Genomic DNA, 14913 nt, shown 5'->3' on the forward strand with positions numbered 1-14913 from the left:
CGTCTGCTTCTGCGACTGCGACGCCTCCCGGGAGCCCGCCCTGCTGCCGGCCGTCGCGGACCCGGTGCTGCGCGGCGAGCTCGACCTGGTGCTCGGCCGCCGCAGGCCCACCACCCGGGGCGCCTGGCCGCCGCACGCCCGGCTCGCCAACCTCGATCTGGCCCGGCGGGTCCGCCGCCGTACCGGCCTGCCGCTGCGCGACCTCGGCCCGATGCGGGCCGCCCGGCGCGGCGCGCTGCTCGGCCTGGAGCTGGCCGACCGCCGGTCCGGCTACCCGCTCGAGATGCTGGTCCGCGCGGCCGACGCGGGGTGGCGGATCGCCGAGACCGACGTCCCGTACGCGCCCAGGACCGGCCGCTCCAAGGTGACCGGCACCTGGCGGGGGACCTGGCACGCGGTCCAGGACATGAGCGCGGTACTGCGGCAGCCGGCGGCCGGCGCGCCGCGGGAAGGCCGGCCCGCCACCACACCGACCCGGCCCGCCACCGACTCCCAGGCCGCCACCGGCACCGAGGCAGTCATCGTCGCTCAGCCCGCTCAGGTCGTCCGATGAGCGGCGCTCCCGGCCTGACGACACTGCTGGTGATCGCCAAGGAGCCGGTGCCGGGCCGGGTCAAGACCCGGCTCACCCCGCCCTACACACCGCGCCAGGCGGCGGCGCTCGCCGAGGCGGCCCTCACCGACACCCTGCACGCGGTGCTGCGCGCCCCGGCCCGGCGGCGGGTGCTGGTGCTCGACGGCGCGCCCGGCCGCTGGCTGCCGCCGGGCTTCGACGTCGTCCCGCAGGCGTCCGGTGGCCTGGACGAGCGGCTGGCGGCCGCCTTCGCCGGCTGTACCGGGCCCACGCTGCTGGTCGGCATGGACACCCCGCAGCTGACCCCGGCCCTGCTGGAGCCCGCGCTGCGGTCCGGCGCCTGGCTGGGCTGCGACGCGTGGTTCGGCCCGGCGCTGGACGGCGGTTTCTGGGCGGTGGGTCTCGCCGAGCCGGACCCCTCGCTGTTCCCCGGGGTGCCGATGTCGACGGACCGAACGGGTGCGATCCAGCGCCGCCGGCTCACCGAGGCCGGGCTGCGGGTCCGTGACCTGCCGGTACTGCGCGATGTGGACACGGCGTCCGATGCCGCCGAGGTCGCCGCCCACGCCCCCGGCTCACGCTTCGCCGCCGCACTGCGCTCGCTGCGGACCGCCCAGCCGGCGGCCCTGGCCGCCACCGGCGGGACGGCGGCCAGGTGACGGCGGTGGACGGTGCGACCGCGACGATCGCACAGCGGCCCGAAGTCGCCGCTCCCGCACCCTGGATCGATGACCCGTACGCGCACGCGATCCGCTCCGGGCGCGGGCCGCTGTTCCTGCGCAGGGCCGATGGCTGGTTGCTGCCGTTGGACGTGGAGCGGTGGTGCGCGGCGCCGGACGCCGCCGACACCACGCTGCTGTACCGGTGCCGGCGCGGCCCGGTGCTCGACATCGGCTGCGGGCCCGGCCGGTTGGTGGCGGCGATCGCGGCCACCGGTGTGCCGGCGCTCGGCGTGGACGTCAGCCCGGCGGCGGTGGCGCGCACCCGGGGCATCGGGGGAGCGGTGCTGTGCCGGTCGGTCTTCGACCGGCTGCCCGCCGAGGGCCGCTGGGGCACGGCCCTGCTGGTCGACGGCAACGTCGGCATCGGCGGCGACGCGCGGGCGCTGCTGGCCCGGGTCGGTGAGCTGGTTGCCCCCGGAGGGCGGTTGCTCGTCGAGGCCGCGGCCTACGATGTCGACGAGCGGTTCACCGTGCGGGTGGAGGACGGCCGGGGCCGGTACGGCCGCGACTTTCCGTGGGCGCGGCTGGGCGCCGCCGCGCTCCGATCCGCCGCCGACGGCACGGGGTGGTCGGCGGTCGAGGAGTGGTCCGTGGACGGCCGCCACTTCGCGGAACTGTGGCGGGTCGACGTTTCGAATCCTGCTGACAAGAGCCCTGGTCAAAGGTCATGACCCTGGACATTCCTTACGGATTGCGGACGCGGGGCCCGGCAGGAACCCGCCGGGCGGCTCGGCCTGCCACGATGGAGGGTGTGGGAGTCCGCACTGTATGCACCTCAGTCCTCGTCGCCGCGCTGACCGTCGTCGTCGCCGTCACCATCCGCATCGGAGGTTCGGAAGCACACCCGCAACAGCTTCTGTCCTGGTACGCCGCCGCCTGGCTGCTGTTCGCCGCAGCCGTGTGGGCCGTCCGCAAGGTGCCCGTGCGCTCCGCCGTGGTCCTGGTGCTCGCCGGCAGTGCCGCGCTGTCGCTCGCCGCGCTGAGCGGGCCGCCGCGCACCAGTAGCGACATGTACCGCTACGTCTGGGACGGCCGGGTGCAGGCCGCGGGAATCTCCCCGTACGCCCATCCGCCCGCCGCGCCGGAACTGGCCGGGCTGCGCGACCGCTGGCTCTTCCCACCTGGACGAGTCTGCGTAGCCCCGGATGTCCACCCGCTGGGCGGCGGCTTCTGCACGCTGATGAACCGGCCTGGTGTGAACACCATCTACCCGCCGGTGGCGGAGGGCTGGTTCCTCGCGGTCCACGCCTTGTCGCCCGACGGCGCCCGCCACAAGCCGACCCAGATCGCGGGCGCGCTGCTGGCCGTCGGGACCACCGCCGCTCTGCTCCTCGTCCTGCGGCGGCGCGGCGATCCGCGGCGTGCGGCGCTGTGGGCCTGGTGCCCGGCGGTGGCCTTCGCCGCGGTCAACGACGCGCACGTCGACACGCTCGGCGTGCTGCTGACCGTGCTCGCGCTCGGCATCTCCGTCCTGCCGCGCCGCGGTGCGCTGCTCGGCGCGGCCATCGCCGTCAAGCTGATGCCCGCCGTCGTCCTGCCGGGAGCCCTCGCCCGCCGGGGGCCCCGTGACGCCGCGCGGATCCTGGTGCCCGCCCTGCTGGTGATCGCGCTCGCCTACCTGCCGTACGTCCTGAGCTCCGGCTTCGGCGTCCTCGGCTACCTGCCGGGCTATCTGCGGGAGGAGGGGTACGAATCAGGCAGCGTCCGCCGCTTCGCGCTCCTGCGGCTGTTCCTGCCCGACTCCGTCGCCGCCCCCCTCGCGGTGGTCCTCATCGCACTGACCGCCCTGTACGTCATGCGCCGGGGCGACCCCACCCGGCCGTGGAGCGGCGCGCTGCTCGTCACCGGCACCGCGCTGCTCCTGACCTCGCCGTCGTACTACTGGTACGCCCTGCTGGTGGTCGCGCTGGTCGCGCTCGACGGCCGCTGGGAATGGCTCGCCGTCCCCCTCGCGGGCACCGTCCTCTACATCGGCAACGCCATGGCACTTCCCAGCGAAACTCTCCAACCGTGGTCCTACGGGATCGCGGCGGTGACCGTCCTGGCGGGCGCTGCAGTGCGGGCATATGGCGAGAGGCAGCGCTCCAGAAATGCCATAGCGGCAAGTGGCACTGCCGCTCCGGTGGTCGGTGATGTCCTTGCCACCAGTACCCCGGAACCCACAGCTCGGAGGTGAACCCGGCGTCGAGGTTCGATGCTCGTTGTCGTAATGTCGCTACGGGACCGGAGTTGACGGAGTGTTGGTTGATCGCGCTGCTTGAGCCAGAGCCTGTTGGTCCGCGAGGGCGATCGCCAGTTCCCCGGCCGCAGTGGGGTGCAGTGGAGCGTCCGCGTCTGGTCCTTGAACGAAGGACTCGTCGCTGCAGAGCCGGTGTCCGTCGAAGTGCTGCTGGACGTCGATGAATCCGAAGGTCTGTGCCCCCTCGCGGAGGACGGCGTTGAGGTCTGACAGCCGGGACTCCAGAACCTTCGCCTTGTCGGCGGTGATGCCTTGACCGGCCAGGCAGCCCACGTCGTCTCCGAAGGGGTTGTAGTACTCGTTGATGAGGACCGTGGGATGCTGAGGCAGGGCCGCCAAGTTCCCGAGCAGCGTGTAGTAGTCGTAGGCGAATGCCGCGATCTGCTGATGGAAGTAGGCGGTTGACGCACGGTCGCCGCAGGCATCTGCCGCTGCGCACACGGCTGCCAGGGCCGACCAGTGCACGTCGTTGGCCCCGACGCTCACCATGACGACCGATGCTTTCGGGGAGCGTACGACCGCGGACAGTTGGGGCGGAGCTTCGCTGGCCCCGGCTTTCTGTGTGCCGAGCAGGCCCTCTCTGATGGTGGCGCTGCTGCAGGCCGCGTTCCAGGTGTTCCAGCCGTTGACCTCACCCAGACGCACGGCGTAGGCGTCCTTACTGCGCCGGCATGCCCGGTCCAGGGTGCTGGGATGGTCGACCAGGGGATTGCCGTCTCCCGCTGCGGTCGAATCTCCAATGATGACGGCCTCGATCCCCGGCATGGTGGGGCCGCCCGTTGCTGCCGTCGCCGGCGGGCTCTTCCCGACCAGGTCCTCAATCGATCGCACCTGCCGCAGTGCCCGCGGTGTGGACGCCGCCAGGAGATAGACACCCGCTGCGTTCAGGGCGCACACCCCCACTACGGTGGCGGCCAATATCTTGATCATCCAGGCTCGCGAGGAGCGCCGAACCCCTGCGACTGCCACGGCCATGAGCGCTGCGAAACCGGCCGCGATCAGCGTCTGCCACAGGAGGTAGCGCGTCCAGCCCGAGGTCAGGGCCCGGCTGAGGTCTGTCTCGATATTCTGTTGGCCGCCCGGCTGGGTGGCGGCTTCGGTCTGGGCGTTCAACGTGATCTGCGCGAGCTTGAGACGCGGCCGGATGGGTCCGTCGAACTGCGGTTTGGTCGCGATCACTTCACCGAAGAGATCAAGCTCGCCCGGCCCTGACCAGTGCAGATCCGGTGCTGCCGCACCTACCTGCACCCTCTGTCCCACTCCGGAAACGGACTGCAGCGGCGTCACTCGCACCGAAAGCCAGATGGACAGAGCAGCGATGCACGCGAATGCTCCTGCGTACCTCAGCATGGCCGTGGCCCGGCGGCGCCAGAGGCGCACGGTGTTCCCCCTGCTCACCAACCTCGACTGATCGATCCCCGCCACCTCCCACTCCGTGACGTCCGGTCGCTGGAAGGCGCGGGCCCGGTCCGTCCTGTCTTCGATGCTGGCTCCCACGCTAACGCGCTCGGCACTATCGGCAGCGAATGGGCCTGAACCGCCGGAATCCGGGTAGTCGGCCCCAGGATATTTTGCACTGTGCAAATATGGTGACCGCGGGGCGACCGGACGCAAGGCGAACAGGCCCCCACGGCCGTACATCGCGTTGCGGCTCTGTTCCAACGGGTGCGGTCCACATGATCGGACGCGTCGGTAACGCGCCGGCCAGGAGGAAGACTTTGGATCGGACGGCGCCGCCCCATCGCCAGTTCCTGCTTGTGGCCATACCGTTCGCCGCGATGGCCATCGTCGCGGGCGTCGATCTGCTGGCCGGTCCCGATGTGGGATTTCTGCCCTTGTTCTCCCTGGGGCCGGCCTTCGCGTGCGCTGCGGGAACGGTGCGCAGGGCATTGCTGGTGGGTGCCCTGGCCGGGGTGCTGTGTCTGAGCGTGGCTTCCTACGACGGTCTGCTGTTGTCGCATCGGGTGACGGTGGCGCTGGCCTCGACTCTGGGCGTCACCGTGGCAGCTGCTCTGGCTGCCTCCATCCGACGCCGTCACGAGCATGAGCTGGCGGATGTCCGCTCGGTCGCTGAAGTCGCCCAGCGCGTCCTGCTGCGCCCGGTGCCACGCTTTGCGGGGCTCATGCGTATCGCGGTGTCGTACACCTCGGCTGCCGCCGAGGCTCGAATCGGCGGAGATCTCTACGAAGTCGTGCCACTGGGTGCGGGCGCGCGGGTCATCGTCGGTGATGTGCAGGGCAAGGGGCTGGAGGCCGTGGAGACCGCAGCTGTAGTCCTCGGCGCGTTCCGTGAGGCGGCGCCCGAAAACATGTCCCTCGACATGGTCGGTGACCGGCTGGAACGCTCCTTGAACCGACGCTTGGAGGGAGAGGAGTTCGTGACCGCAGTACTCGCTGAGATCGGTGCAGACCACAGCGTGCTCATGCTCAACTACGGCCACCCGGCGCCGCTGCTGCTGCGAGCAAACGGCGCGGTCCAGTTCGCGGAACCGGACAGCTACGCCGCGCCCCTGGGGCTAGCCTCCCTGGGGCCCCCGAGTCCTACGCCGTACAAAGTCGAATTGGCTCGCGGCGACCAGATGCTCCTGTACACCGACGGGGTCACCGAAACCCGCGATGAGCACGGACAGTTCTACCCCTTGGCGCAACGGGCCCATCTGCTGGACGAGTTCGACCCCGAGACCGCGCTCGAGGCCCTTCGGCTCGACATGGTCGCCTACGCGCACGGGCCCTTGCGTGACGACGCCGCGATGCTGCTGCTGCGTCATCGCGACGTGCCTGACCAGGTCGGTATACCGGGCCGGGACTAACAGCGACATCGGTTCCGTTGCCAGGCGAGTTGGCCGCTGAGATGCTGCTCCGGGCGCCGCCGCGGGGGTGGGATTGATCCATTCACGGGGCGCTGGGAGGGTCCCCGGCGGCCTGGAGCCGGCGTCGCAGGGTGGCGGCGAAGTCCTCGGCGCGCGAGAGCTGGACCCGTAGGTCGGCGATGGGTCCCGGGCGACCCGCTCGTAGCCGCGCACCTGTTCCAGCAGTTTCTCCCGTTCCCCGGGCTCAACGGGCGTGTCGGTGTCGAGGCGGTCGGTGGCTTCCAGCAAGTCGCGCATCTGGTCGAGGGCGAAGCCCAGCGGCTTCATCCGCCGGATCACCATCAGGCGGGCTACGTCGGTTTCGGTGTAGAGCCGGAAGCCGCCCTGGGAGCGAGCAGAGGGGGCGACGAGGCTGGCTTCCTCGTAGTGGCGGATGGTCCGCAGGGACAGTTCGGTTCGAGTCGCTACCTCGCCGATCTGCATGTGTTCGGATTCGCCGCCCGTCACCCCTGGCCTTTCGCGTCCACAGATTCACTTCGAAGTCGGCGTCCGGCAATCGCCATCGGCTCCATCACCGCGATGGTCATCTTCGCCAAGCGCGTCGCCCACCTTGTCAACGTCTCCGCGGTTGCCGACCCAGATGGCGCCAGCGTCGTCTACTCGGTCACTGGAGCCCTGTTCTTCGCCTCCAGTAACGACCTCGTCGGCCGCTTCGACTACAGCGGAGACCCGGACAGGGTCATCATCGCCCTCACCGCCGGTCACATCTGGGACGCCTCCTCCGTCGCAGCCCTCGACGCCATCGAGACCAAATACGCGAAGCGCGGTAAAACGGTTGAGATCATCGGTCTCAACCAGCCCAGCGCCAAGATCCACGAAAACCTGAGCGGTGAACTCACCAGCCACTGAGAGCCTGCGCCGGCAGGGCGCCGAGTGCGTCGTGGGCTGAGTGCGGTGGCAGTGCGTGCGCGGTCCCTGGCGTGGGCGGCGTGTAGGTGGGAGGCGCGATCTCGCGCACCGGCCGGAGCCTTGCCGGTGGGAACCTCGGCTGTCTCACCAGCGTTGTTTGGTCAGGTAGGCGTTTTCGACGACAGGCGCGCTTCCCGCGCTGGATTGAGTAGGGGTTTGTATGGGCGTCAGCCTTGCTAAGGGCGGCAATGTCTCGCTGACGAAGGAGGCCCCAGGGCTGACGGAGGTCATCGTGGGGCTGGGTTGGGACGCACGCAGCACCACCGGCGCCGATTTCGACCTAGACGCCAGCGCGTTGCTGGTCAACACAGGTGGCAAGGTCGCCTCGGATCAGCATTTCGTCTTCTACAACAACCTCAAGAGCCCCGACGGCTCCGTCGAGCACACCGGCGACAACCTCACCGGTGAGGGCGAGGGCGACGATGAAGCCGTCAAGGTCAACCTCGCGACCGTCCCTGCCGACGTCGACAAGATCGTGTTCCCGGTCTCGATCCATGAGGGCGAGAGCCGTCAGCAGAGCTTCGGCCAGGTCCGCAACGCGTTCATCCGCGTGGTGAACCAGGCGGACAACAACGAACTGGCGCGTTACGACCTCACCGAGGACGCCTCCACCGAGACCGCTATGGTCTTCGGCGAGCTGTACCGCAACGGCGCGGAGTGGAAGTTCCGTGCCATCGGCCAGGGCTACGCCTCCGGGCTGCGCGGCATCGCCCAGGACTTCGGCGTCAACATCTGATCTCAAGCCACACTGTGTCGGGGCCCGCGAACCATGCGGGCCCCGTTCGGCCGTCCCAACAACTTTTTGCACCTGAGGAGACGCCAAATGGCGCTGTGGGACAAGATCAAGGAATCTGCATCGACGATGCAGGGTCAGCTCGAGGCCAAGAAGAACGACCTCAAGAGCGGCTCGTTCCGTGACGCGAGCATGGCCATGTGCGCCCTGGTGGCCGCTGCGGACGGTTCCGTCGACCCGTCCGAGCGCCAGCGCGTCGCCTCGCTGATCGCGAGCAACGAGGTGCTCCAGAACTTCCCCGCCGACGACCTGCAGCGGCGCTTCAGCGACTACCTGACCAAGCTCACCGCAGACTTCGACTTCGGCAAGGTCAGCATCCTGCAGGAGATCGCCAAGGCGAAGAAGAAGCCGGCCGAGGCCCGTGCGGTCATCCAGATCGGCATCGTCATCGGCGGCGCCGACGGCGATTTCGACAAGAGCGAGCAGGGCGTCGTCCGAGAAGCCTGCTACGCGCTGGGCCTGCCGCCCGCCGAATTCGACCTCTGATCGCTATCACATGGCTGGGTGGAGAAGCGGCGTATCGGTCCTCCCCAGAGGTAGGCGGCCGGTGCCGGGCAGTAGTCTGCTGCCCGGCACCGGCCGGTGGTATATGAATGTGCGAATCGGCGCCAGAGCGTTCAGCGGCGGGCCTTGGCCCGGTCCAGGGCGGCGATACCGACAGCGGCGAGGGCGATCTGGATGAGCCACTCGATCCAGTCGACGCCCTTGGTGTCGTCCACCTTCAGCGCGTGCGCGATGGCGGCGCCGATGAACGCCGCCACGATGCCGACCAGAACCCGTTGAGGGATCAGGTGGTGCGGCGGTGGTGCGGGGTACACGGATTGGTAGACAACGTGGAAGGCCCAGGTCGCTGATCTGGGCCTTTGTTGTGGAGGGAGTGACGGGAATCGAACCCGCGCTCTGAGCTTGGGGAATCCTGGAAAGGGGCAGGTAGCGCAACCTTTCTGACCTGGGCAGACGCCTGTTGCGACTGGGCTGAGGACATCCTGCCTTGACCGTCGTTGACCATGGCTATCCGACCGAGGTGGTGCGCAGGTGGTGCAAGGTGGTGCGGCTCTTCGCAGTACGCCGCGTCGCCCGCAACGTGCTGCGACGTCTGGGCTCCCGCCATGACCGCGGACGCAAACGAACGGTTCCGCACCTGCATGTCATTCACGGTTCGAAGCCTTCCAGGGAAATGTTTTTGCGCCCTCTTGCGTCGCTGTTCTCTAAGCCGAGGAGGGGGGTGTCGTGTCTGAAGCTGTTCCGAACGACGAAAAGCGCCGTGACCGAGGTCATGCCGCGCCCTGCTGAGGTCGAGGCGGATGTGCAGGGCCTCGTCGAGGTGCACATGGAGACGCTGCTGGGGTCCGAATCCTTGCGACCGAGTACGGCGCGGGGCCCGTCGTCCCAGTCGATGCAGGTGGACGACGCGCTGGCCCGGGACTTCGGCACGGGAGCGCCCAACCTAGTGGTGATCGTCTCCGGGCGGGCTCCTTGCGGGATTGGTCAGCTGCGTCGCAGGACGGCCCAGCTGCCCCACCCCGCTTCGGATTGCGTTGCCCGCCAGTCTCCGGGCAGGGCGGCGGCCACGTCGCCGGCCGGCAGGTAGAGCGGTCCGTCCTGGCCGAGCTGGTTGATCCACAGCAGCACGCCGTCCGGGGACAGCACCCGGGCGATCTCGGTGGGGAAGAGCAGCATGTCGATCGTGGCGACAGCAGCGACCGATGCGTCGGCTACGGGCAGTGCGCTCGCGTCTGCGCGGACGCGGGTTGGAGAGCGTCCGGCTGCCTGGCGGAGCATCTGCTCGGACAGATCGAGGCTGATCACTGTAGGGAAGGTGGACGCGAGGAGCGGACTGAACTGGCCGGTTCCGGAGCCGATTTCCAGGCACGGGGCGTACGGCAGGGGGCCGCCGCGGGTGAGGGCGTCGCGCAGTGGGTCGTCACGGCCGGTGGCTTCGGTGGTGTCCCACACGGGGGCGAGCTGGTCGAACAGTCCGGAAAGGAAGTCTGCCTCCGCGGCGGTCCAGGGGCGGCGGCCGGCGGCTAGATCTTGGGCGAAGACGCGGAATGCGTCTGCTGTGTGTTTCGGGGGCAACGGTTTGCCATCCGGGCTGGGAAGGATGCGCGGCAGCATGGAACTCTTCTCTCCGGTTGAGCACCGTTGGGCGGTTCGGGAACGGAGTCAGGGCGGAATGCCGAGCCCACTCTTGGGCGGAGGCTTCATGGCGGTAGTCCGGCATTTGCGCCGAACTCCATCCCGGGGGACCCGTGCGGAAGTGGCGACGTCAGGCGTGGCCGGGGTGGTCACCGCGGTCAGCCTTGTGGGTGTGGTGCTGGCCGTGGTGTTGGGCGCCACCGCCGTCGTGATCATGCCCGGAGCTGGGGGAACCGCCCATCATGCGGAGCATGTCCCGTCCGCCGGTACGGAGGAATCGGATGAGGAGGGCTGCGGCGAGGAGGAGGAAGGCGATGTTGAGGAAGGTGGTGTAGTTCCAGGTGACACCTTCCATGGGGATTTTCGCGTCGGCCTGGTCGGGGATGAGGCCGAGGCCGCCGAAGGTGAACTCCACGATGTAACCGGCTATGACGGTGGCGAGGTAGAACGTGCCGAGCAGGAACAGAGCCATCTTGGCGCCGTAGTACTTCCGGTAGATGTTGAGGATCGGCAGGATCAGCAGGTCGGCGAAGATGAAGGCGACGACGCCGCCGAAGCTGATGCCGCCTTTCCACAGGACCACCGCCAGGGGTACGTTGCCGATCGAGCAGACGAACGAGGCGATCGCGACGAGCGGACCGATGATCGGCCCCCACAGCTTGGATGCCAGCGGGTGGCCCTCGAAGAAGAACGTGCGCCAGAACGAGTCAGGCACCCAGGCGGCGATGGCTCCGGCGATGAGCAGGCCGATCACCAGGTCGCGCAGGATCGCCGCCCACTCCATGACGAAGACGTGGGCGGTGGAGGTGAAGCCCTCGCGGGAGAGCAGCCGGCGGGCGAAGGAGCCCTCACGCTGGACGGACATGTCCATCGCGGCGTGACCCTCCATCGAGCCGGCCCGCCCCTGTTCGGCCTGTTCGCGTGCCTCGTGCAGGAGTTTGTCGCGCAGGAACAGCCGGAACAGCACGGCCAGAACGACGATCATGATGGGGCCGCCGACGAACTCCGCCGCGGTGAACTGCCAGCCCATCAGCAAGGCGAGGATGACGCCGAGTTCGACGACGAGGTTGGTGGAGGCGATCTCGAAGGCCATCGCGGCGGTGAAGTTGGCGCCCTTGCGGAACAAGGAGCGGGCCAGTGCCACGGCGGCGTAGGAGCACGAGGAGGAGGCGGCGCCGAGCCCGGCGGCGATGGCCAGGGTGCGGGGGCGGTCATCTCCGAGCAGCGAGACGACGGTGGATTTACGGACGACCGCCTGGACGACGGCGGACAGGGCGAACCCCAGGATCAGGGCCCAGGTGATCTCCCAGGTCATGGAACCGGCGATCGACAGTGCGTGCAGTACGGCGTGGATCATCCCTGGAGCCTTCCGAGGCGAGCACGACATAGGACCCACCGACACGCCGCACCGGTGAGGTGCGGCGAGGCGGGGGTTTAGCAGGGGCACCAGCCGCGTGAGGTGGCACCCCGCGCGGGGTCAGCCGACTTTGAGGGTCAGGGCGGCGGTATGGAGCTTGCCGCCGGTCTGGAACTGCAGGAACAGCCGCCAGTTCCCCGAGGTCGGCAGCTCCGCGTTGAACGACAGCTCCGGTCCGCCGTGGTCGCCGTTGACCTTGGTGGTCGGGTGCAGGTGCGCGAACGCGGTGTCGCCCCCGTGGAAGGCGGTCAGGTGCGCGTACGTGTCGAGGTAGGGCTGGAGATCGGTGACGGGCTTGCCGGCCTTGGTGACGGTGACAGCCAGCGGGTGCTCCATCCCGGCCATCGGCTCGCCCTTGACGGTGACGGTGTATCCGTCGACATCCGCGGTCTTGGCGGCGGCAGGCAGCGGCGCCTTCGTCTCGGCACCGGGCACGGTGACGGTGCGAGACAGGACAAACGCGGTGCTCTTCCCGGCCCCGCTGTCAGGCGTGAAGGAGGCGAACATCCTCCAGGAGCCGGGCGCGAGCGTGTCCAGGGGGGCGGTCCAGGTGCCGTCGGCGGCCATGGTCGGGTGGATGTGCTGGAAGCCGGTCAGGTCGGAGCGGATCGCGTAGAAGTGCATCCGCTTGGTCTGGTCGACGGCGAACGTGGTGACGGGCTTTCCGTCCGGGCCGGTGACCGCGAACCGGTAGGGGGCCGGCTTGCCGGCCGTCAGGGTCGTGTCCTGGCTGGTGATGCGGTAGCCGTCCTTGTTGTCTGCGAGGCCGTTGCCGGCAGCCAGGTGATCCATTCCGGGCATGTCGCCCATCGAGGGCGGGGCGCTCGCCGGGGAGGAGACGGTCGGCTTGGCGCCGTGGTCCATGCCCGGCATCGATGAGGAATCGCTGGACGAGCCGCAGGCCACCAGGGTCACCGCCAGGACAGCGGCGGTGCCGGCGGCCGCAAGGGCACGACGGCGCACGGTGGGCCGGGAAGAAGTGAACATGTGAAGGGTCTTTCCGGGTGGGCGCACCACGCTGGGCGGGGGCGCGGGAATGAGCAGGACTCGTTGCTGGGCCCGGGGGACGTCCGGGTTCCGGCGGGGTCCTGTCAGGTCCGCGCGATACACACCTGGAGCAGCAGACTTCGCCCGCCCGGCGGCGGTGGGCCGCGCCGCCCGGTTCGGCCGGGGATCAGAGGCTGACCTGCGAGGAGGCTGGCCGCCAGCACGACGACGGCCACCAGGCCAGATGACGGCAATGGGGTGCGGTCGCGTGCGGGGGTCGACACGCACATCGCCCCGTCCCTCTGCGGCGCGCCGGAAGCATGCTGGGCGTGCCGGCCTGTGTGTGTCATCGCCGGTGACAGCGATGAGGCCGTTGCGGCGACGTCATGGCCTTCGGGCATGGGGGCGGTGGCGGACATCGCACCGTGGCAGCCTTCGGCGGCGGTGGCCGGGGAGCCGTGCATGAGGAACAGGCCGAACAGGACCGCGCAGAGCGCGAGCAACCGGGCGATGCCCCGCCTGTGCGCCTGTCCGGTTCCTGTCACTGCTGGTTCCTTCCCTCATGTCGTCGAGCGTGCCCGTTAGCCGCTTGAACGACGATACCCCGGCCGGGTATCCCTCTGTCGGTCGAATCTCGCTACTGCGACCACGGGCGCATCCTCTGGGCCGTCATGCCGCGTGGTGGGCCAGGGCGGCGTGAGGGTCGCCGCTGTGGGTGGTGTGGTCGGTGTGCACGGTGGCGGCGGTCAGCCGGGGGACGGCGTGGATCAGGGCGTGCTCGGCCGCCACGGCCAGGGCGTGTGCCTTTACGACGGTGAGCTGGGGGTCGACGACGATGTCAGCCTCGGCGCGCAGCGCATGGCCGATCCATCGCATACGGACCTGCCCGACGTCGCGGACGCCGTCCACGGCGCGCAGTGCGTTCTCGGCGGTGTCGACCAGGGCGGGGTCGACGGCGTCCATGAGGCGGCGGAAGACCTCCTTGGCGGCGTCCTTGAGGACCATGAGGATCGCGGCGGTGATCAGCAGGCCGACGATTGGGTCAGCCAGGCGCCAGCCGATCGCGGCACCCGCGGCGCCGAGCAGGACGGCCAGGGAGGTGAAGCCGTCGGTGCGGGCGTGCAGGCCGTCGGCGACCAGGGCGGCGGAGCCGATCTTGCGGCCGGTGCGGATGCGGTAGCGGGCCACCCATTCGTTGCCGATGAAGCCGATGACCGCGGCGGCTGCGACCCAGGGCAGGTGGGTGATGTCCTGCGGGTTCAGGAGGCGGTCGATGGCGGTGTAGGCGGCCAGGGCGGAGGAGGCGGTGATGGTGAGCAGGATGGCGATGCCGGCCAGGTCCTCGGCGCGGCCGAAGCCGTAGGTGAAGCGGCGGGTTGCAGCCCGGCGGCCGAGGAGGAAGGCGATGCCCAGCGGTACGGCGGTCAGGGCGTCGGCAGCGTTGTGGATCGTGTCGCCGAGCAGCGCCACCGATCCGGAGAGGGCGAAGACGAGGGCCTGGAGCACGGTCGTGATGCCAAGGACGGCTAGTGAGATCCACAGTGTCCGCATGCCCTCGGCGGAGGACTCCATCGCAGAGTCGACCTTGTCCGCCGCCTCATGGGAATGCGGCGTGACCACATGCGCGAGGCGGTGCTTGATCTGTGACCACCGGCCCGAACCGTGAGCCCCGTGGAAGTGGGCGGATCCTTGATCAGCCTGGGCGTGGCTGTGGCCGCCGGGCGGTGCGTGGTCGTGGCGGTGGGGCTCGGAGGTCGGGCTCGTCTCGCTCACGGCAATACACGCCTTTCAGGTCAGGGGCCGACGCGGCGGACCGGTTGGACACCGGACGCTCACTCCACCATTATGTGCGTATGAGTGCACGCATGCACCTATCAGGTGCGCATGACCCGCAAGAGCGCCACGAGGGCGAGCGGTTCACCGTGGCCGCGGAGGTCTTGGGGCTACTGGCCGACCGCACCCGCCTAGCTCTGCTGGAGCGCCTCGCCGCGGGCGAGGCGGATGTGACGACGCTCACCGAGGCGTGCGGGGTGGCGCGGCCGTCGGTGAGCCAGCACCTGGCCCGGCTGCGCCTGGCCGGGCTGGTCATTACCCGCAAGGAAGGGCGCCGGGTTATTTACGCGCTGCGGCACGGACACCTCAAGCGTCTGGTCGACGAAGCCCTCGGCGTTGCCGACCACCAGCTCGGCAACCTCCCGCCCCACGACTGACGGGCCTTCGACTGATCAGAGGGCGAGCGCCATCAAGATCTCGTCCCGGTCGT

General features: G+C 69.6%; 13 protein-coding genes and 4 pseudogenes. 9 read left to right on the forward strand and 8 right to left on the reverse strand.

Features of this window, described 5'->3' with window-relative positions; all coding sequences use genetic code 11:
* The 4 genes and pseudogenes from O3X23_RS20350 to O3X23_RS20365 form a co-directional block, all read left to right on the forward strand.
* Window positions 1–553, forward strand: a pseudogene (locus O3X23_RS20350) (hypothetical protein); the annotation flags it as partial.
* Window positions 550–1233 carry a TIGR04282 family arsenosugar biosynthesis glycosyltransferase gene (locus O3X23_RS20355; RefSeq protein ID WP_269272878.1) on the forward strand — a complete coding sequence of 228 codons (684 nt, stop codon included), beginning with the start codon at window positions 550–552 and terminating at the stop codon, window positions 1231–1233. The pseudogene O3X23_RS20350 and the gene O3X23_RS20355, both read left to right, overlap by 4 nt.
* A 5-nt stretch (window positions 1234–1238) precedes the next feature.
* The gene (locus O3X23_RS20360) at window positions 1239–1967 is read left to right on the forward strand and encodes a methyltransferase domain-containing protein (RefSeq protein ID WP_269272879.1); all 729 of its coding nucleotides are present in this window, start codon (window positions 1239–1241) and stop codon (window positions 1965–1967) included.
* Between the two features lie 71 nt (window positions 1968–2038).
* Window positions 2039–3472 (forward strand): glycosyltransferase family 87 protein, encoded by a 1434-nt coding sequence (locus O3X23_RS20365; protein WP_443047912.1) that lies wholly within the window; start codon window positions 2039–2041, stop codon window positions 3470–3472.
* A 39-nt stretch (window positions 3473–3511) separates the two neighbouring features.
* Here the strand turns inward: O3X23_RS20365 and O3X23_RS20370 are convergent, their stop codons facing one another.
* The gene (locus O3X23_RS20370) at window positions 3512–5032 is read right to left on the reverse strand and encodes an SGNH/GDSL hydrolase family protein (RefSeq protein ID WP_269272881.1); all 1521 of its coding nucleotides are present in this window, start codon (window positions 5030–5032) and stop codon (window positions 3512–3514) included.
* Window positions 5033–5211: 179 nt separating this feature from the next.
* Between O3X23_RS20370 and O3X23_RS20375 the strand changes: the two genes are divergently transcribed.
* Window positions 5212–6345 carry a PP2C family protein-serine/threonine phosphatase gene (locus O3X23_RS20375; RefSeq protein ID WP_443047913.1) on the forward strand — a complete coding sequence of 378 codons (1134 nt, stop codon included), beginning with the start codon at window positions 5212–5214 and terminating at the stop codon, window positions 6343–6345.
* An 82-nt stretch (window positions 6346–6427) separates the two neighbouring features.
* Here O3X23_RS20375 and O3X23_RS20380 read toward each other — a convergent pair.
* Window positions 6428–6828 (reverse strand): annotated as a pseudogene (locus tag O3X23_RS20380) (MerR family transcriptional regulator).
* Window positions 6829–6900: 72 nt separating this feature from the next.
* Here O3X23_RS20380 and O3X23_RS20385 point away from each other — a divergent pair.
* The 3 genes and pseudogenes from O3X23_RS20385 to O3X23_RS20395 form a co-directional block, all read left to right on the forward strand.
* Window positions 6901–7254 (forward strand): annotated as a pseudogene (locus O3X23_RS20385) (STAS domain-containing protein); the annotation flags it as partial.
* Window positions 7255–7474: 220 nt separating this feature from the next.
* Window positions 7475–8050 carry a TerD family protein gene (locus O3X23_RS20390; protein ID WP_269272882.1) on the forward strand — a complete coding sequence of 192 codons (576 nt, stop codon included), beginning with the start codon at window positions 7475–7477 and terminating at the stop codon, window positions 8048–8050.
* Window positions 8051–8137: 87 nt separating this feature from the next.
* Window positions 8138–8593, forward strand: a complete 456-nt coding sequence (locus O3X23_RS20395; protein WP_269272883.1) for a tellurite resistance TerB family protein — start codon at window positions 8138–8140, stop codon at window positions 8591–8593.
* A gap of 131 nt (window positions 8594–8724) precedes the next feature.
* On the opposite strand, the pseudogene O3X23_RS20400 reads toward O3X23_RS20395, so the two are convergent.
* The 6 genes and pseudogenes from O3X23_RS20400 to O3X23_RS20425 form a co-directional block, all read right to left on the reverse strand.
* Window positions 8725–8883: pseudogene (locus O3X23_RS20400) on the reverse strand (GlsB/YeaQ/YmgE family stress response membrane protein); the annotation flags it as partial.
* 712 nt (window positions 8884–9595) lie between these two features.
* On the reverse strand, window positions 9596–10186 hold the full coding sequence (locus O3X23_RS20405; RefSeq protein ID WP_269272884.1) for a class I SAM-dependent methyltransferase: 591 nt from the start codon (window positions 10184–10186) through the stop codon (window positions 9596–9598).
* 190 nt (window positions 10187–10376) lie between these two features.
* Window positions 10377–11600, reverse strand: coding sequence for a permease (locus O3X23_RS20410; RefSeq protein ID WP_269273004.1), 1224 nt, complete (start codon window positions 11598–11600; stop codon window positions 10377–10379).
* Window positions 11601–11723: 123 nt separating this feature from the next.
* The gene (locus O3X23_RS20415) at window positions 11724–12650 is read right to left on the reverse strand and encodes a hypothetical protein (RefSeq protein ID WP_269272885.1); all 927 of its coding nucleotides are present in this window, start codon (window positions 12648–12650) and stop codon (window positions 11724–11726) included.
* A 104-nt stretch (window positions 12651–12754) separates the two neighbouring features.
* Window positions 12755–13195 (reverse strand): hypothetical protein, encoded by a 441-nt coding sequence (locus O3X23_RS20420; RefSeq protein WP_269272886.1) that lies wholly within the window; start codon window positions 13193–13195, stop codon window positions 12755–12757.
* Window positions 13196–13319: 124 nt separating this feature from the next.
* On the reverse strand, window positions 13320–14423 hold the full coding sequence (locus O3X23_RS20425; RefSeq protein WP_269272887.1) for a cation diffusion facilitator family transporter: 1104 nt from the start codon (window positions 14421–14423) through the stop codon (window positions 13320–13322).
* Window positions 14424–14503: 80 nt separating this feature from the next.
* On the opposite strand from O3X23_RS20425, the gene O3X23_RS20430 reads away from it, so the two are divergent.
* Window positions 14504–14860, forward strand: coding sequence for an ArsR/SmtB family transcription factor (locus tag O3X23_RS20430; RefSeq protein ID WP_269272888.1), 357 nt, complete (start codon window positions 14504–14506; stop codon window positions 14858–14860).
* The last annotated feature ends 53 nt before the right edge of the window (window positions 14861–14913 follow it).

Origin of the sequence: Streptomyces sp. H39-S7 (assembly GCF_027158205.1) — a bacterium.
GTDB lineage: Bacteria > Actinomycetota > Actinomycetes > Streptomycetales > Streptomycetaceae > Actinacidiphila.